The sequence below is a fragment of the Paenibacillus sp. J22R56 genome (assembly GCF_056269375.1).
In genome coordinates this window covers 1-17,310 of record NZ_JBWDNV010000002.1, presented here as the reverse complement: position 1 = coordinate 17,310, position 17,310 = coordinate 1, and the positions used below count along the sequence as shown (strand labels likewise).

Genomic DNA, 17,310 nt, shown 5'->3' with positions numbered 1-17,310 from the left:
GTTACATGAACTTAACTATGCACTTTCTTCTCGTTGATTGTTGGACCAGCCCTATCATAGGGGATTTACTTGGAAATCTCTACTCAAATTTCAGTACTAAACCTTTAAAAATCAGTGCATTTGCATCGGCGTTATTTTACCCAGCTCAATTCGAATGGTTCCATCCGCTTGTTCGACCTCGTTATTAAATTCCAAATAACCACCTATAATCTCTCCGTGTGATTCTAAAATGTAACCTACGATCTGATTATATTGATTTGTTTTCTCATTCAATATATAGCCGGTTTCTATAACTTCCTGGTTAAGAAATGGAGTCAAATCTATTTGCCCCTGAGTTCGTATGGTATCCAGATGCTCTTTATAATCACGTAAAGTTCCCGCTGCGTATTTGATTTCTGAGCCAAATCGATGAATACTCCACCCGTAATCCTTCAGATAAGCAATATGTAGTTGATTACCAATTACAACTTGTTCCTTCTTATCCTCCGTACATCCACTCATCATAATTAGAATGATGATAAGCGCTGCTATTTTTAATTTCAAAAGCGTTTACCTCCCTTTTTTTTCCTTTTCTATATCCCAGACGCTTCATTTGAAGCAAAGTTGCACGAACAAGCATAAAAAAAAAGCTGTCCCAAAAGCAGTAAATCTGCTCTTAGGACAGCCCTTTATTTTTTATTCATGTGCTGTTGTTGGATGCTTCTTCTTCCATTCGTTCGTCCATAAGCCGGCTCCAAGCACAGCGACAACTGCAATGGCGATAATAAGCCATCTGATAACCTGATTATCGTCGAACCAATCTTTCCAAGCTGGCTCATGGGTGATCATCTTCGAAGCGGTGTAAGCCAGCACAGCCGAGCCCGCATAGATGATCCAAGGGAACTTGCTCAGAAGCTTAATAAACAAGGTGCTTCCCCATACCACGATAGGAATACTGATCAAGAGACCGATGATCACAAGCAGCTTATGACCACCTGCGGCTCCCGCTACTGCAATAACGTTATCAAGTCCCATTGCGGCATCTGCAATGACGATCGTCCACACAGAAGCCCATAGCGTGTTGCCTGCTTTAATGTTGCCATGGTCCTCTTCCTGTACAAGCAGCTTGTATGCGATCCATAGAAGTACGATTCCCCCTGCAGCAAGCAGCCAAGGAATATCGAGTAAATAAACAACAAGTAATGTTGCAACAATTCGAAGCAATATCGCCCCAAATGTACCATACAGGATCGCTTTCTTTTGCTGCTCTTTCGGCAGCCTCTTCGCTGCCATACCGATAACAATCGCATTATCGCCAGCCAGAATAAGATCAATAAATACAATGGACAGCAAAGTAGTTAAAAATTCAAACGGCGTCAAGTCCAATTCCCCTTCTTTCTTGCAAGATAAACCATAATAACAATCATTATAGTTTATTTTTCACAAGGGTTGTAATAATTATTGATAATTAATCATGAAGAGCGGTGTTCCGCTTGTACAAATCTTCAACAACCATGCAGGCCATCGCTTCCACTACTGGCACAACACGAGGGCAGATACACGGATCATGACGGCCAATCGTTTCAATTGTATGCTCCGTACCTTCTTCGTCAACCGTTTGCTGCGGCAGCGAGATCGAAGAGGTTGGTTTAACCGCGATACGGAAAACGATATCTTGACCCGTGCTGATCCCGCCAACAATACCGCCAGCATTGTTAGTCAAGAAGCCATTTGCGTCCATTTCATCATTATGTTCGCTGCCAAGCATCGTTGTAGCTGCAAAGCCTGCGCCAAATTCGATGCCCTTAACCGCACCAATGGACAGCATCGCTTTCGCCAGTTCTGCATCCAGCTTATCAAATGCCGGCTCGCCAATGCCCGGTTTCACACCGCGAATAATACATTCTACAACACCGCCGCAGCTGTTGCCTGCTGCCGCCAGCTCTTCCACGCGTTTGACCATTCTCTCCGCCGCATTCAGATCACCTGCACGCATTGGATTTTTTTCAATGATGGATTCATCAAGTGTCTCACATTTAATACCACCAGCTTCTTTCGTGTAAGCAACGATGGATACGCCGCGTCTTTCCAGCAGTTTGCGTGCAATCGCACCAGCTGCCACACGACCAGCCGTTTCCCGGCCCGATGCACGTCCACTTCCACGATGGTCGCGGTGGCCATATTTTTGTACATATGTGAAATCCGCATGCCCGGGACGGAACAAACGACGATTCGACTCATAATCCTTCGATTTCATATCGGTGTTGTTCAGCATAACAGCAAGCGGCGCACCTGTTGTTTTGCCTTCGAATACACCAGACAAAATACGGATAATATCATATTCCTTACGTGGTGTAGTAACCGAGGATTGACCTGGCTTACGGCGGTCCATTTGTACTTGAATATCCGCTTCTGTAAGTTCAACTCCTGGAGTAACACCGTCAATAATAACGCCTACTGCCTCGCCATGCGATTCACCAAACGTGGTCATTTTGAAATGAGTGCCAAAGCTGCTTCCTGACATATTAAAAACCAACCTTTCTCTTTTGACTATCTCGATTAAATTCATTATAATTTCAAAAGAGCAATAAATGAAATCACAATACAATAGCCTTGCGATAGAGAGGGTTTATGCCAAACGGATTAAATAACTTGGAGAGCTACCGTATTTTTTTGTATACGGCAAGAACAGGCAACTTCACAAAGGCGGCTCAAATTCTTCACGTTACTCAGCCGTCAGTTAGCTATGCCATTAAGCAGCTTGAGGATTCACTTGGCGTCAAATTATTTGACCGCGGCTCTAAAGGAGTCAAGCTTACTATTGAAGGCAAAGCACTATTCGATTATATCGAGCAGTCATTCCAGCTTATTGAGCGTGGCGAACGTAAGCTGCTCGAGCTTGCAAATCTGCATGGCGGTGAACTTCGTATAGGCGCAAGTGGTCCAATTATTAAACATATTCTTCTGCCTTATATTGATAAATTTCATGCTGAGCATCCGCAGGTTCGGATCCGTCTACAGCAAAGCAAGACAAATGAAATATCCAAGCAGTTAAAGGAAGAAAATATTGATCTTGGCTTCGTGCATCTGCCATTTGACGATCAAGAGCTTGCTATTCAGCCCCTAATGGCTATTCAAGATTGTTTCTTAGTTGGTCAAGCCTACCGCGAGCTTGCCTCTGAACCAATTTCCGTTCGGGAGCTGCTTAAGCTTCCTTTATTATTACCCACGGCAGGCAGCAGTACGCGTTTGTTTGTCGAGCATTGGCTTGCTGCTCATGGCATTTATAAGGAGCCGGACATTGAACTGACTAGTACGGAGATGATTATCGAGTTCACGCAGCGAGGTTATGGGACTGCTTTTATTACCCGTAGATTTGCACAGCAGGAGCTGGATAACGGTACGTTATTTGAGGTTCAATTGCTTGAGGCGCTGCCTACACGTGCCATTGGTGTCGTCACAAGGAAAGATGCAACATTGCCAGCCAGTTCCTCTATTTTCCTGAAAGAGGTAATGACCCAATAAATACCTTGATTTAGACAAGAAGTATCGCTTGTTCGTTGTTGACTAAGTGATTTAAGAGTTTTAACATATAATGATAATCTTAAATAATGGAGCGTTAGACATGAGCGAAAACAAACCTTATCGTATTCTTTTGTACTATAAGTACGTGCATATAGACAACCCTGAAGAGCTTACTGCCGAGCATCTTCAATTCTGTAAAGATCTTGGTGTAAAAGGCCGCATTCTTATCTCCGAGCAGGGCATTAACGGCACTTGCTCCGGTACAATTGAACAGACAGATGCTTACATCGCGCATATGCGCAGCAATCCGCTGTTCGCAGACATGGTCTACAAGATTGATGAATCCGAAGGCCATGTGTTTAAAAAAATCTTCGTTCGTCATAAGAAGGAGCTTGTTACCCTTCGTTATGATAAGAAGCTTGATCCTAACGTACGTACAGGTAAACACCTATCGCCGAAGGAATTCCATGACCAGTTGCAACGTGATGACGTTATTATTATCGACGGCCGCAACGATTATGAATATGATATTGGCCATTTCCGTGGTGCTATCCGTCCTACGGTTGAATCGTTCCGTGAGTTTCCGGAATGGCTTCGCAAAAACCTGCCTGAAGATGCAAAGGACAAAACCGTCCTGACCTATTGTACAGGCGGTATCCGCTGTGAGACTTTGACAGCCGTACTTCTTGAAGAAGGCTTCTCTGATGTTGCTCAATTGGATGGCGGCATTGTCACTTATGGTAAAGATGAAGAAGTAAAAGGCCATCTTTGGGACGGCAAATGTTATGTGTTTGATGAGCGTATTTCCGTACCGATCAACCGGACGGACGAAGATATTATCGTCGGCAAATGCTATCATTGCGGCAAAGCAGAAGACCGCTACATCAACTGTGCGGACGATCTTTGCCACCGTAAGCATATTTGCTGCCCTGAGTGTGAAGCTGAGCATGAGAGCTACTGCTCGCCAGAGTGCAAAGTGAATGACGAACCAAAACGTCAATTAAAAGTTTTATCAGGTCGGTGATAAACGATGGGACTAGGGCTTGTTGTCGTCGAGGTATGTACCCGTAACGAGATGGCACTGCTGCCTCTTGAGGAGATTGAAGATAAATTCCCGGAAGCTGCAGTTATGCGCACGGATTGCTTGAATATGTGTAATTTGTGCCGGGCAAGACCGTATGCCATGGTGAATGAGAACCGTATCTATGCAGATACGAAGGAAGAATGTCTCAAGCAGGTAGAAGAAGCTGTGCAAGAGGAAATCAAACAGTTTTTTGGAGAGTAAGCCAATGACCGATACTATCGAAAATAAATCTTACCGTATTCTGCTCTATTATAAATACGTGCATGTGGAAAACCCTGAGCAATTGACCGCTGAGCATCTTCGCTTCTGCAAGCAGCTTGGCGTGAAGGGCCGCATTCTCATCTCTGAGCAAGGAATTAATGGTACTTGCTCCGGGACAATTGAGCAAACCGATGCTTATATGGCGTATATGAATGAGCATCCGCTCTTTAAAGACATTACCTATAAGATTGATGATTCGGACGGCCACGTATTCAAGAAGCTGTTCGTCCGTCATAAGAAAGAGTTAGTAACCCTGCGTTACGACAAGAAGCTTGATCCGAATGTGAAGACTGGCAAACGCTTGTCACCCAAGGAGTTCTACGATCAGCTGCAGCATGAAGATGTGATTGTCGTTGACGGACGGAATGATTACGAATATGATATCGGCCACTTCCGTGGTGCGATTCGCCCTACCGTCGAGTCGTTCCGTGAATTTCCGGAATGGATTCGCAAGAATCTGCCTGAAGACGCGAAGAATAAGCCAATCTTAACGTATTGCACGGGTGGTATTCGCTGCGAGACGCTGACAGCTGTTCTTCTAGAAGAAGGCTTCTCCAATGTTGCCCAACTGGAAGGCGGCATCGTGACGTACGGCAAAGACGAAGAAGTAAAAGGTCGTCTCTGGGACGGCAAATGTTATGTCTTTGATGACCGTATCTCCGTGCCAATTAACCGGACGGATGAGGATGTTATCATTGCCAAATGCCATCATTGCGGCAAGCCGGAAGACCGTTACGTCAACTGCAAGAATGTCACATGCGACCAGCGCCATATCTGCTGCGAGGAATGTGAAGCAGAGCATGAAGGACATTGTTCGGACGAGTGTAAAGCGAGCTAAAGTTATAAAAACCGCCACAGGATCATTCCTGTGGCGGTTTTTTGATCGGGTTATTGCAGCATTCGAGCAAGTAAAGACTGTGCCTCATGGATGAATCCCAATTGAATAAGCACCTTAGCGAGAGACTCAATGATAGCTCTGTCAAAACAAGCTGAATACTGAAAATCCCGAACGGAAGCTATCAGAACCTCAATCTCACCTGATAATTCTTTTGATAACACTATACCTAAAGGATCCTTTGTTAAGGTTGATACTTGCAGACTACGTTCAAGCCGACTCTCCTGCATATATAATAGGGTTCAATATTGGAGATATGTTAAACGTTTCAGAAATTGAGTTTTGTACAATTGCTTTTTCTCTGTATACCATCAACTCCTGTACGTGCGAATGGAAATGAATCCACTGGTGTACAGAAATATCCTTCCTTTTCTTTAAAATCGATTCCTAAGAAAAGTCCTGTTGGAGTCTCTAAGTACTCGACCTCGTGTGAAAACCCTCGTTCCCAGCTAATTAGTCGTTTAAGCAGTATAGGGATTTGATAATCACTTCCCATGCTTCTACCTCACTATTTTTTATTTTCATTCCCAAAATAGTTCAACAAATTTTTCAAGATCTCCTGCTCAACCTTTCTTAATCTGTGGATACCTTTTAGAAAAATATTTCTTTATGCTTTCTTCTTGACTTAAACCAAGGTTTAAGTCGTATGATATTCCCGTCGACAATAAATTGGAGGACTCCAGATGAAGTATTATTCCATTGGCGAAGCTGCTGCCCGATTAAACATTCCGGAATCAACCTTACGTTTTTATGAAAAGAAAGGATTACTGCCGTTAATTGAGCGTGATGAAGCTGGCAGACGGTTATTTTCAGAGGATCAGATTTCACTGCTTGTAACGGTTGGCTGTTTGAAAAACACCCATATGTCAATAAGTGAAATCAAGCAATATATCGATTGGATAATCGAAGGGGACAGCACGATCGAGCTGCGACTAGAGATGATGAACAAACATAAGCAAGATGTGCTTGCTGAAATTTCGTTAATGAATGAATCCCTGAAAGGGATTGAAGAGAAAATCACACGTTACACTAATCGCATTCAGGAGGCGTTATTATGAAACTTACAGGAAATACAATACTCATTACAGGCGGAAGTTCAGGAATCGGATTAGCTTTTGCAGAACGCTTCTTAAAAGCCGGCAACACCGTCATTGTTACTGGACGACGTGAGAATGTCCTGCAAGAGGCACAAGAAAAAACACCTGGCCTCATTACTCGTGTCAGTGATCTGGATAGTGAAGCTGAACGTATTGCTTTGTATGATTGGGTTACGTCAAATTATCCAGAAGTCAATGTGCTGGTTAATAACGCAGGGATCCAGCAGCGTTTCAGCGTGCTCAATGCGGATGTAAAGAATGACTGGAGTTATTTTGCCAAAGAGATTACAACTAACATCGAAGCGCCTTTCCATCTTTCAATGCTGTTTGCTCCCTTCTTTGCAGCTAAAGAAAATGCGGCGATTATCAACGTTACATCCGGACTAGCCTTCACACCATTTGCAATTGCACCGATCTATTCCGCTACAAAAGCGGCTCTCCATTCCTTCACAATGGGGCTTAGACTCCAGCTTTCGGATACATCGGTTGAAGTCATTGAGGTTGCACCTCCGGCAGTAAACACCAACCTAGGCGGAGCAGGTCTTCATGTGCATGGCGAACCTCTCGACGCCTTCGCAGACGGCATATTCCAAGGGCTCGAAGAAGGCAAAAGCGAAATCGGCTACGGCACCTCCGTAGACCGCCTCCGTATGTCTCGTGATGATATCGACAAATACGCAGCAAACATGTACGAGGCAACTAAAAATATGATCGAGTAACCTGATCTTCATGCTAACCAAAAAGGAGCTGCCATATGGCGAGCTCCTTTCCTTTTGCTTTTTCCCTTATGATAGCACTTTTTAAGAAGGTTAAACGAAAACGAAGAAGCTCGAATGATTCTGAAGAAGCGCAGCGCCCGCCTTTGCTCTGGGATTCCCACATGAACCACTCTAATCAAGGAATCCCAGAGCAACAGCGGTCGGAAGAACATTCGAATTCGTAGTTTATCGCTTGAACCTTCAGTTAAATTGTGCGCATCATAACTTCCGGTACTGGTTAGGCGACTGCCCCTCAAACTTCTTAAACACCTTGCTGAAATATTTATCATCATCATAGCCGACCATCTCGGCGATCTGAGCGATTTTCAGATTCGGATTTTGCAGCAGCAGCTTGGCTTTTTCCACCCGAATACGCCCCAGATAGTCGAATACGTTCTCTCCCATCTCTTGCTTGAATCGGCGTGAAATGTATTCCCTGCTCAAATAAAAACGCTCGGATATATCTTGGAGCGTAACCTCACGGTTATAATGCTGCTCCATATATTTCGCAATATCGCGCATGATGCTGTGCTCTTTGTTACCACCAGCACCGGTTAGTGCCGCAAAAACAGTAAGTCCGTTAATAAGCTCACGTCTGCATAATTCCAATGAAAGTCTTCCTTGTTCATCCAGTAATAAGAATAATGGCAGACCTGGAGGTGGCTCAGAACTTGTCTGTACCTCCTGTTTCGCTGCAAGATCCTGCCGCCAGCGACTCAGCATAGACTCATATTCAAAGCGCCATAGTTCAACCTGTTCCTGACTAATAGCCGGCAGATCCCGGGCAGCATCCAGGAAACTTTCCACCGCCGTCTCAATATCTTTCTCTTTGCCGCTCCAAACCGCAAGCCGGAAACGTTCCTCATAAGATGCGATACTTAAGGAATAGACACCTGTTGTAAAGCCTTGTTCACTTCGATGAATATAGCTGCTCTCCGCAAGCAAATTCCGTTGTTTCAATGCTGAGCGGGCAGCCTGATACGATAAGAACAATCCGTTTGGAAAAGGCTGCGCCTGTCCTACTCCATAATGGAATTTTCCATGGATCGAATTTAGGATACCTTCTGTTATGAGAGCCAATAAAGCTTCCCATTCCGTGAGCCGATGCCATAGCAAAATAATAATCTCATGATCGCTGTTCCAATGCCGGAAAGCAAAGCCGCTATTTTTCTGCTTTAATATCTCGTTACACACATTAATCAGGCAAAAAGTAAGCAAATCCCGATTACCGTTAAATTTGCGGGAAATTTGTGGTTCCAGCATTCCCGTGCTAAGAATAATGACCTGGCACTGCTCCACATTTTCAAGCCCAAACTCTTCTTTCAGTACCGCCGGCACAGTCACCTGAACGCCTGATCCAGCTTCACTAATCATGGTCGAGAACAGCTTATCCCGGTACACCGGCTTAATCTGATTGATCTCGATACTACGCTGCTGATCAAGTCTACGTGCTTGATCCTCCTGTTCCCAGCTAAGCTTCGCTTTCTGAAGAGCTTCTGTTAGCTGCTCGGGATCAATCGGCTTAAGCAGATAATCCTGACCGCCATATTTCATAGAGCTTCGCACCAGATGGAAATCATCATAACCGCTGATGACGATTGATTTACTCTTACGACCATGCTCTTTCATCCAGGCTAGCAGCTCCACGCCATCCCGGTTTGGCATCCGCATATCTGTTATCACAATTTCAGGTTGAATCTTTCCAAGCAGCTCAATGGCAGAATCACCGTTATCTGCTTCAAAAATTTGATGAATGCCTAGCTGTTCCCAATCGATCAGCAGCTTAATGGCTTCGCGTACATGCTGTTCATCATCCACTATGAGTATATTCATGCTCGTTCCTCCAGCTCTTGTACAGGTAATCTCAACGTGACCATGAACCCGCCCGAGGGCGCCGATTCAATACTCATCTCCGCTTCTTCGTTGTAATAGAGCTTCAGACGCATCCATACATTGCTGATGCCGATACTCTTCTGTTCCTCCAGCAGCGCTCCTGTTGAACGGAACAATAGCTGCTGTAGCTCCCGCAGCTTATCCGGGTCCATCCCGCTGCCATTATCCTCGATCCGCACCGTCAGCCATCTGCCTTCATCTGTTACCTCAGAGAACAGCTGCAGGATGCCGTTTCGGCCGGATGTCTCATAACCATGCTTGAAATAGTTCTCAATCAACGGCTGCAGCAGCATCTTAGGTACCTGCACATGCAATGACGCCGGATCAATCTCATAATGAACGGTCAGCTGCTCATTAAATCTCTGCTGCTGAAGCTCGAGATAAGCTTTCGCATGATTAAGCTCCATCGCAAATGGAACAACGGATTCACTTGTATTCATGTTGTAACGCATCATTTTTGCAATAGCAGTGATTAGTGTATAGACCTTTGGTGCTCCCGCATGAAGAGCAAGCGTTCCAATGGATTGCAAGGCATTATACAGAAAATGCGGGTTAATCTGGGCCTGCATCGCCCTCAGCTGATTCGTCTTGTTCGCGATCTCAAGCCGATATTCGCTGTTAATCAAGTCCCGGATCGTATGAATCATCGTATTAAATCGCCTTGCCAAAATACCAATTTCGTCCTTCCGCTGCACCGGAACTACAACATTGAAATTACCGGATTGAACCTGATTGATATGGCCAATCAGCCGCTTGATTGGCTTCGTAAACTGATAGGTAACTAAGAAGCTGGCAATGACCGCAAGCACCATAAAGATCGCGATTACGGATGTATTAATCGTCCGGATCGTCGTTGCACTTTCGTATAAATACGAGTAAGGCAGCTGCTTCACAACAACCCAATCCATATAATTGGTACTCAGTGTATCATAGATCACAATACCGGAAAATAACTGATCTTTCCACTTAATGACGCCGTTTTCCTGGTCAGAGGCCAGCACTTGATCGGTCCATTTCAGCTGTGATTGGTCCTCCTGACCATTCACTGAGCATACAAAATTTCGGCTTCGGTCGATAAGATAAAGCTGTTCCTCAGACGACATCGTAAGCTGCTTGCAAATCTGATTGAGGTCAGCTGACTTAACATCCATCGAGAGGTAACCAATGACTTCATCACTAGGTGTCCTGATGATCGGCCTGCGCAGAGTGAAAACGCTTTCCTCTTTGACAGCATGACTCCAATCCAAATTATAATGACCACTCGTATGTGTCGCTTCAACAAACGGTTTAGGGCTTGTCCCATGGCCTGCCGGCCATTCCAGCTGCTGATTGATGCCTCTCCGGAAAAATCCACGCGCCATCAGATACGTAAGTTTGCCATCCCCAATTTGCAGCTGGATTTGCAGAATCCCATTCGTTGATTGATAGATGTTCAGCATATGGGTGTAAATCTGCAAATTGTTCTTCTCATCGAACATCGGCACATTCACATTTGGCGACTCGCCTCTCTCGATCAAGGCATAGAGCGAGTTGGACTTATTGATATTCAAATACACATCAAGCGAATTTTCGTTGATCTTGTCCATATAGCCTAATATATTGTTTTTGCCTAATGCAAGCAGATTTTGATTCTCGTGAATCGACTGCTCCGTAACCTTATCCTTGATGTAATAATTCGAGATAATCATGGATACGGTGATCGGAATAATCGTAACGGCAAGCAAGAGCGCCATCAATTTTCGGTTAATACTTGTTGCGAATGCAAACATGACGTCCTACCCCCAAGGTCAATATATTACACCAAACCCATCATATCTATCGGTGGTTCAAATTTCAATAACTGTTTATAGTCTAGCTATACACATCGACATTGAAGTCACATTTTCAAGGGGGATCAAAAGTGAACTTACGAAAAAAATCAAACGAATGGATGCAGCAGCTTGTATTTGTCGGACCTGGTATGATCGTCTTCACGATTATCGTACTTATTCCGTTCCTGCTTGGCTTCTACTTCTCGTTCACAGAATGGAACGGCCTCGATCTGGATAAGGCCAAATGGATCGGTATGGATAACATCCACCGGATCTTTACGAATGACGATAAGTTCTGGGCAGCTTTTAAATTCACACTGAAGTTTACGGTCGTTACGGTTGTTGTGACGAATATATTGGCACTTCTCCTCGGGCTTTTGTTAACCCGACCAATGCGTGGCCGGAATACGCTCCGGACGATTTTCTTCCTGCCAAACATGATTGGCGGCATTCTGCTTGGTTACATCTGGCAGTTCATTTTCACCAAGGGCTTCAAAACAATTGGCGAAATGACAGGCTGGCACTTCTTCGAGCTTCCTTGGCTTGGCACTCCTGAGACCGGCTTCTGGGGACTCGTGATCGTCTTCGTCTGGCAGACTACCGGCTACATGATGGTTATTTACATCGCTGCAATTGTTGGAGTACCAAAGGACTTGATGGAAGCAGCAACAATTGATGGCGCTAGTTACTTGCAGACGGTTCGTAAAGTGATTATGCCGCTCGTCATGCCTGCCATTACAGTATGTTTATTCCTAACCACTTCTGGTGCTTTCAAAATGTTCGATCTAAACTTGTCCTTGACCAAAGGTGGTCCGGGTACTTCTACCCAATCGCTTGCTTATAACATTTATGCCGAGGCGCTGGTTAACAACCGCTACGGATTAGGTACTGCCAAAGCGATGCTCTTCTTCTTCGCAGTATCGATTATTGCCGTCACACAAGTATGGCTGACCAAACGGAAGGAGGTCGAAGCTTAAATGACAGCTTCCCGTTCCAGGCACTGGGCTATTGCAGCTGCGGCCATCTTGCTTGCTCTTATTTTCATTGCACCTTTTTACTTTGTACTCGTCAATTCGCTTAAAGCTTTAGGCGAAATTATGGTGGACGCCGCATCGCTCCCGGACAAGTATCTTTTCTCGAATTACTCGAAGGTTTGGGATATTATTAAATTTCCGAAAGCGCTGTGGAATTCCATTCTGATTACCGGCATCAGCGTAACAGGCATCGTCATCATTAGTGCGATGACCGGCTATCGGATTGTTCGGAAGCCTACCGTTTTTAATAAAATCCTATTTACCTGCTTCATCTCGGCGATGATCATTCCGTTCCAATCGGTTATGCTTCAGCTGGTACGCGTGACAAGCTTCCTGGAGCTTCGCGCTAACTTGTTTGGTATTGTCGTCTGTTATCTCGGATTTGGATTGTCTCTGTCGGTATTCCTGTTCCATGGCTTTATCAAGAGTGTTCCTCTTGAGATTGAAGAGGCTGCTGTTGTTGACGGATGCTCGCCTTACGGCGTATTTTGGCGGATCGTATTCCCGCTGCTTCGTCCTATTATCGTTACGGTCATTATTTTGAACGGCTTATGGATTTGGAATGACTATCTGCTGCCTGTTCTTATTATTGGCTCCAACAAGGATTTGACGACCATTCCACTTGCGATTACCCGCTTCTTTGGGCAATATACGAAGCAATGGGATCTCGCGTTGGCCGGTCTGACCATGGGGATTACACCAATCATTATCATGTTCCTCATGCTTCAAAAACATATTATCGAAGGCATCTCTTCCGGATCGCTTAAAGGGTAAAATCAATATTTTGCACTTTTCACGACAAAAACGTCTGTGTTTCTTGGCTTTAAGCTTCCATATAATCAAACTTGTAAAGAGAACAGATTGACAACTGCTTCACATTCATGGGGAGGTTAACGAAATGAAAAAGCTTTCTATTCTTCTCGCTGCAGCAATCCTGACTTTGACGGCTGCCGGCTGTGGTAACAACAGCAACAACAATAACACAGGTTCTGAAGCAACGAACAAGCCTGCTGAATCGGCCAATGCAACAACAGAAGCTACTACTACTCCGAAAAAGAACGTAACAATCAAGGTATTCCAATTCAAAGTTGAGATTGCCGATGCACTCAACCGTATGGCTGAACAATATGAGAAAGAAACTGGTGTTAAAGTAGAAGTTGAAACTCATGGCGGCGGCGAAGATTACAATGCCCTGCTGAAAGCTGAAATCGCTTCCGGCTCTGAACCAGAGATCTTTAACTCCGAAGGCAATGCTGCTCTTGAAGCTTACTATGACCGTGCAACAGACTTGTCCGGCGAAGGATGGGCGAAGGATGTTATCCCAGCAGCTGCTGCTCCTGCACAAGTAGATGGCAAATTGCTTGGTATGCCGATGAACATCGAAGGCTACGGTATCTTCTATAACAAAGACCTGTTTGAAAAAGCTGGCATCACAGCTCTTCCTAAAACGTTGACAGAGCTTGAAGCAGCAGCAAAACAACTTCAAGCAGCAGGCATTACGCCATTCTCGACAACCAACGAATGGTGGTCGATCGGTCACCACACGATCAACGTTGCCCTTGCTGAGCAGCCAGATCCACTTGCTTTCATCAATGGAACAAAAGATGGCAGCGCAAACTTCAAAGATAATGATGTATTCAAAAAATGGATTAACTACGTTGACGTTGTTTTCAAATACAGCCAAAAAGACAAGCTGACCACTGACTATGCTACACAAGTTGCAAACTTCGCTTCGGGTAAAACAGCGATGATTCAACAAGGTAACTGGATCCAAGGTGACGTTGATAAAGTTGCTAAGCTGAATGTTGGCCTTCTCCCTATTCCAATTGACGACAGCGGCAATGCACACATCTACACAGGACCTGCAAACTTCTGGATCGTAAACAGCAAATCCAAAAATGCAGAAGAAGCAAAAGCGTTCCTGAACTGGATGGTTACATCCGACACAGGCAAATCGTACTTGACGAAAGAATTCAAATTCATCCCTGCCCTTACTTCGATCAAACCTACAGCTGATGAAATCGGCCAAATGGGTGTAGCTGTATCCGAGCAAGCGGCAACTGCAGGCGGCTGGTTGTGGGGCCATTATCCAGACGGCGTACCACAAGGCTGGGGTGCTGCAATGCAAGAATACCAAGGCGGATCAATTGATAAAGATCAGCTCCTCGACAAGCTCGAGAAAGCAATCCAAGATATCGTAAGCAAATAAGAGGATTAGGGCGGTTTTGAAAGGTCTCAAGCGGACTTTTCAAGACCGCTCTTCTTTTTCGGACACAGGTCATTTTGAATTTGCAAACAGAAAGGCTATAATGGGACTAACTGTATATCGCAAGATAAAGGTTTTACAAAGCAAGAGTTACCACAAAAATATTTATCATTTTCTTTTCAGGAGGATTCAAGCGGATGCAAAATGTAAAAATTTTTTCCGGTTCATCGAACCGCCCGCTAGCAGAAGAGCTATGCCGGCAGCTTAACGTTCCGCTTGGGGACATTGAGATTTCCAGGCTGCAAAGTGGAGAAATCAGCTTAAGATATATCGAATCGATTCGTTCTGCCCATGTCTATATCGTTCAATCCTTGTCTCACCCGGTAAATGAGAATTTAGTCGAACTCATGATCATGATAGATGCAGCAAAGCGGGCTTCCGCAAAGACGATTAATATCGTTATGCCCTATTACGGCTATGCTCGACAGGAACGTAAAGCAGCCCCGCGTGAACCTATTTCCGCGAAGCTGGTTGCGGATGTGCTTACAACGGTAGGCGCCGACCGCATTATTACCGTGGATCTTCATGCCGATGCGATCCAAGGCTTTTTCGAAATTCCGGTTGATCATATTACAGCTCTTGATCTTATTACCGATTATTTGAAGGCAAAGAATATTAAGAATCCAGTCGTTGTTTCCCCGGATGCCGGACGTGCAACAACTGCTGAGAAGCTTGCCAACTATATGAACTGTCCGTTTGCGATTATGATCAAGAATCGTCCAGCTCACAACAAGACAAAAATTACGCATATTATCGGTGAAGTCGAAGGCATGACGCCGATAATTATTGAGGATTTGATCGATACAGGCGGTACAATTGTCAATGTTGTTGAAGCTTTGCACAAACGTGGCGCTAATGACGCTTATATCTGTGCTACGCATGGCTTATTCTCGGAAAATGCACTCGAGAAGCTGTCGCATCCCTACATTAAAGAGGTCGTTATTACGGATACGATTGCAATTGATCCGAACCATTCGGAGAAGTTTATTGTGCTGCCTATGGCGGAGCTGCTTGCTACGGCTTTGAAGATTATTAATAACGGCGGGTCGATAAACACGTTGTTTAAGACGAAGCAGATGTAAGGAAGTTAGTTAAGTGCTGCAGGAAAGTATCATCTTCGGTTGCGTTGGGATCTTGAAATTCGATTAGAATTTTAAATGTGATTTCAAGACTCCCAAAGGCAAACGCTGCGCTCCTTCAAACGATACTTTCCTTCCGCACCCTCTTCCTAACAAATGCTTCGTCCCTCCCCCTGTTTATCCAGGGGAGGGACAGGGAAAAATAAGAGAGCCCCGGACATAGTTCCGGGGCTCTCTTAGCTTTGATTCAGTTTACCCTCTATCTCCTAACTAAGTGTCGTAACTAGAAGCGAGGTTAATGCAAGTGCCTGAAAGGCCAACAACACGTAGAGAAATGTTCTTTGATTAATCTTCCAGATAAAGAAGGAAACCTTATTTACACGACTCTCTTTTGAAGCTAATGTGTTCGATACGATAATAAGACTCGTTATAGTGAGAAAGATAATTGTAGTCCAGTTATTCATAGCAAGCCTCTCTTCAAATTAAAATTTGATAATATTTACATATTTCCCTAATTCGACATACTCGTTTTGTTTCCTTTCCTACTTACATAAAAAATGACGCTTCAAACTGTTCTCAGTTTGAAGCGTCATTTGGAGTTTACTTCGTCCGGTACAACCCGTATTTCTTGAGGCTTTCGCGGATTGGATGGGTATCTTCATGCAAGCCGCCTTCGCCGCCGTTCAGGGCGATATCGACCTGCCATGCTGTCAGATCAGCGACGTTCATCGACTCCATCTCCTCAAGGCTGAAGAAGCCTGCTCCGTCTACCTCCACATCGTCAGGACGTGGCTCGCCGTCTATGTACTCCATCTCGAAGGTGATATAGACATCATGAACGGTATGAGGCCGGTCACGCAGGCCAATAATTTTGGTAACAATCGCACGAACGCCTGTCTCTTCCCAAACTTCACGGGCAATCGAGCCTCTAATATGCTCCAGCTGTTCAATATAACCACCTGGCGTTGTCCAATAACCTTTACCTGGTTCTTGGGCGCGGCGAACGAGCAGTACTTTATTATCTTTTACAACACAAGCACCTACCCCAATGCTGTAGTTACCCCAATGAACAAAGCTGCAGCTTGGACATGCCTTGCGGTCCTCTCCGCCAATGTTCCGAACTTCTAATTTATCCCCGCATGCGAGACAAAAATTAATATTTTCCATATAAAAGTCTCCCTCATCGCCGATAATTGACTCGCTCATAATATAGTGAACATTATACCTTAGCTGTGCCGCGATATGCCCGCATTTTTTTATGTGAAACTAACGTTCTTTTCAGCTTTGTTTAATATTGGGAGAACATAATTAACCATACTCCCTATTTGATATAGCTTGTCTTTTGGCCCACATCCCAGATGTGGGCTACTTTTTTTGTCTTAATGAATCAGGTTGTATTTTATCCAGCAAGATCGTACTTTAGTTCGACTTTATCTCAGCTACATTGGATATGATACAGCATAATCGGCACCTTACAACCCGGAGTAGGCTTATCAGGTTCAATAAATTGGAGGAAACTCTTAGGCCCCCTAATTAAACTGGAGTACTCCCTTCCAATAAATTAAACTTAGGACAAGGGAGATGATCCAATATGGGAGGCAGAAGATTAGGTGAAGACATACAGCTGA

At 44.6% G+C, this 17,310-nt stretch carries 16 protein-coding genes; 10 read left to right on the top strand and 6 right to left on the bottom strand.

From position 1 onward, the window contains the following. Window positions 1-111: 111 nt before the first annotated feature. The 3 genes from AC0YNT_RS03835 to aroC form a co-directional block, all read right to left on the bottom strand. Entirely contained in the window at window positions 112-543 is a 432-nt protein-coding gene (locus AC0YNT_RS03835; RefSeq protein WP_475803429.1) for a DUF4830 domain-containing protein, read from the bottom strand. 132 nt (window positions 544-675) lie between these two features. Further along, window positions 676-1,365 (bottom strand): TerC family protein, encoded by a 690-nt coding sequence (locus AC0YNT_RS03830; protein ID WP_415639887.1) that lies wholly within the window; start codon window positions 1,363-1,365, stop codon window positions 676-678. Window positions 1,366-1,447: 82 nt separating this feature from the next. Beyond that, window positions 1,448-2,503: a chorismate synthase gene (gene aroC, locus AC0YNT_RS03825; RefSeq protein WP_475803428.1), complete on the bottom strand. Its 1,056-nt coding sequence runs from the start codon at window positions 2,501-2,503 to the stop codon at window positions 1,448-1,450. Window positions 2,504-2,610: 107 nt separating this feature from the next. Between aroC and AC0YNT_RS03820 the strand changes: the two genes are divergently transcribed. The 6 genes from AC0YNT_RS03820 to AC0YNT_RS03795 all read left to right on the top strand — a co-directional run bounded on the left by AC0YNT_RS03820 (window position 2,611) and on the right by AC0YNT_RS03795 (window position 7,560). Then, the gene (locus AC0YNT_RS03820; RefSeq protein ID WP_475803427.1) at window positions 2,611-3,504 is read left to right on the top strand and encodes a LysR family transcriptional regulator; all 894 of its coding nucleotides are present in this window, start codon (window positions 2,611-2,613) and stop codon (window positions 3,502-3,504) included. Window positions 3,505-3,604: 100 nt separating this feature from the next. After that, window positions 3,605-4,528, top strand: a complete 924-nt coding sequence (trhO, locus tag AC0YNT_RS03815; protein WP_475803426.1) for an oxygen-dependent tRNA uridine(34) hydroxylase TrhO — start codon at window positions 3,605-3,607, stop codon at window positions 4,526-4,528. A 6-nt stretch (window positions 4,529-4,534) separates the two neighbouring features. Next, on the top strand, window positions 4,535-4,789 hold the full coding sequence (locus AC0YNT_RS03810; RefSeq protein ID WP_167279957.1) for a DUF1450 domain-containing protein: 255 nt from the start codon (window positions 4,535-4,537) through the stop codon (window positions 4,787-4,789). Window positions 4,790-4,793: 4 nt separating this feature from the next. After that, entirely contained in the window at window positions 4,794-5,687 is an 894-nt protein-coding gene (gene trhO, locus AC0YNT_RS03805) for an oxygen-dependent tRNA uridine(34) hydroxylase TrhO (protein WP_475803425.1), read from the top strand. Window positions 5,688-6,427: 740 nt separating this feature from the next. Then, entirely contained in the window at window positions 6,428-6,802 is a 375-nt protein-coding gene (locus tag AC0YNT_RS03800; RefSeq protein ID WP_475803424.1) for a MerR family transcriptional regulator, read from the top strand. Continuing rightward, window positions 6,799-7,560, top strand: a complete 762-nt coding sequence (locus AC0YNT_RS03795) for an SDR family oxidoreductase (protein WP_475803423.1) — start codon at window positions 6,799-6,801, stop codon at window positions 7,558-7,560. The genes AC0YNT_RS03800 and AC0YNT_RS03795 overlap by 4 nt, the downstream gene beginning before the upstream one ends. A gap of 258 nt (window positions 7,561-7,818) precedes the next feature. On the opposite strand, the gene AC0YNT_RS03790 is transcribed toward AC0YNT_RS03795, so the two are convergent. Both AC0YNT_RS03790 and AC0YNT_RS03785 read right to left on the bottom strand, forming a co-directional pair. Then, window positions 7,819-9,432, bottom strand: a complete 1,614-nt coding sequence (locus AC0YNT_RS03790) for a response regulator transcription factor (RefSeq protein WP_475803422.1) — start codon at window positions 9,430-9,432, stop codon at window positions 7,819-7,821. Then, window positions 9,429-11,261, bottom strand: a complete 1,833-nt coding sequence (locus AC0YNT_RS03785) for a cache domain-containing sensor histidine kinase (RefSeq protein ID WP_475803421.1) — start codon at window positions 11,259-11,261, stop codon at window positions 9,429-9,431. Before AC0YNT_RS03785 ends, AC0YNT_RS03790 begins: the two co-directional genes overlap by 4 nt. A 161-nt stretch (window positions 11,262-11,422) precedes the next feature. On the opposite strand from AC0YNT_RS03785, the gene AC0YNT_RS03780 reads away from it, so the two are divergent. From AC0YNT_RS03780 to AC0YNT_RS03765, 4 genes are all read left to right on the top strand, one after another. Beyond that, window positions 11,423-12,280, top strand: coding sequence for a carbohydrate ABC transporter permease (locus AC0YNT_RS03780; protein WP_167280079.1), 858 nt, complete (start codon window positions 11,423-11,425; stop codon window positions 12,278-12,280). Further along, window positions 12,281-13,111, top strand: a complete 831-nt coding sequence (locus tag AC0YNT_RS03775; RefSeq protein WP_475803420.1) for a carbohydrate ABC transporter permease — start codon at window positions 12,281-12,283, stop codon at window positions 13,109-13,111. A 124-nt stretch (window positions 13,112-13,235) separates the two neighbouring features. Beyond that, the gene (locus AC0YNT_RS03770; protein WP_475803419.1) at window positions 13,236-14,546 is read left to right on the top strand and encodes an ABC transporter substrate-binding protein; all 1,311 of its coding nucleotides are present in this window, start codon (window positions 13,236-13,238) and stop codon (window positions 14,544-14,546) included. A 194-nt stretch (window positions 14,547-14,740) separates the two neighbouring features. Further along, entirely contained in the window at window positions 14,741-15,685 is a 945-nt protein-coding gene (locus tag AC0YNT_RS03765; protein ID WP_441889704.1) for a ribose-phosphate diphosphokinase, read from the top strand. Window positions 15,686-16,282: 597 nt separating this feature from the next. Here AC0YNT_RS03765 and AC0YNT_RS03760 read toward each other — a convergent pair. After that, window positions 16,283-16,849 (bottom strand): NUDIX domain-containing protein, encoded by a 567-nt coding sequence (locus AC0YNT_RS03760; RefSeq protein WP_475803418.1) that lies wholly within the window; start codon window positions 16,847-16,849, stop codon window positions 16,283-16,285. Window positions 16,850-17,310 lie beyond the last annotated feature (461 nt).

Coding starts and splice junctions, on each gene's coding strand:
- trhO (WP_475803426.1), top strand. CDS start 3,605: ATGAGCGAAAACAAACCTTATCGTATTCTTTTGTACTATAAGTACGTG.
- aroC (WP_475803428.1), bottom strand. CDS start 2,503: ATGTCAGGAAGCAGCTTTGGCACTCATTTCAAAATGACCACGTTTGGT.
- AC0YNT_RS03775 (WP_475803420.1), top strand. CDS start 12,281: ATGACAGCTTCCCGTTCCAGGCACTGGGCTATTGCAGCTGCGGCCATC.
- AC0YNT_RS03790 (WP_475803422.1), bottom strand. CDS start 9,432: ATGAATATACTCATAGTGGATGATGAACAGCATGTACGCGAAGCCATT.
- AC0YNT_RS03820 (WP_475803427.1), top strand. CDS start 2,611: ATGCCAAACGGATTAAATAACTTGGAGAGCTACCGTATTTTTTTGTAT.
- AC0YNT_RS03785 (WP_475803421.1), bottom strand. CDS start 11,261: ATGTTTGCATTCGCAACAAGTATTAACCGAAAATTGATGGCGCTCTTG.
- AC0YNT_RS03795 (WP_475803423.1), top strand. CDS start 6,799: ATGAAACTTACAGGAAATACAATACTCATTACAGGCGGAAGTTCAGGA.
- AC0YNT_RS03760 (WP_475803418.1), bottom strand. CDS start 16,849: ATGGAAAATATTAATTTTTGTCTCGCATGCGGGGATAAATTAGAAGTT.
- AC0YNT_RS03765 (WP_441889704.1), top strand. CDS start 14,741: ATGCAAAATGTAAAAATTTTTTCCGGTTCATCGAACCGCCCGCTAGCA.
- trhO (WP_475803425.1), top strand. CDS start 4,794: ATGACCGATACTATCGAAAATAAATCTTACCGTATTCTGCTCTATTAT.
- AC0YNT_RS03770 (WP_475803419.1), top strand. CDS start 13,236: ATGAAAAAGCTTTCTATTCTTCTCGCTGCAGCAATCCTGACTTTGACG.
- AC0YNT_RS03810 (WP_167279957.1), top strand. CDS start 4,535: ATGGGACTAGGGCTTGTTGTCGTCGAGGTATGTACCCGTAACGAGATG.
- AC0YNT_RS03780 (WP_167280079.1), top strand. CDS start 11,423: ATGCAGCAGCTTGTATTTGTCGGACCTGGTATGATCGTCTTCACGATT.
- AC0YNT_RS03800 (WP_475803424.1), top strand. CDS start 6,428: ATGAAGTATTATTCCATTGGCGAAGCTGCTGCCCGATTAAACATTCCG.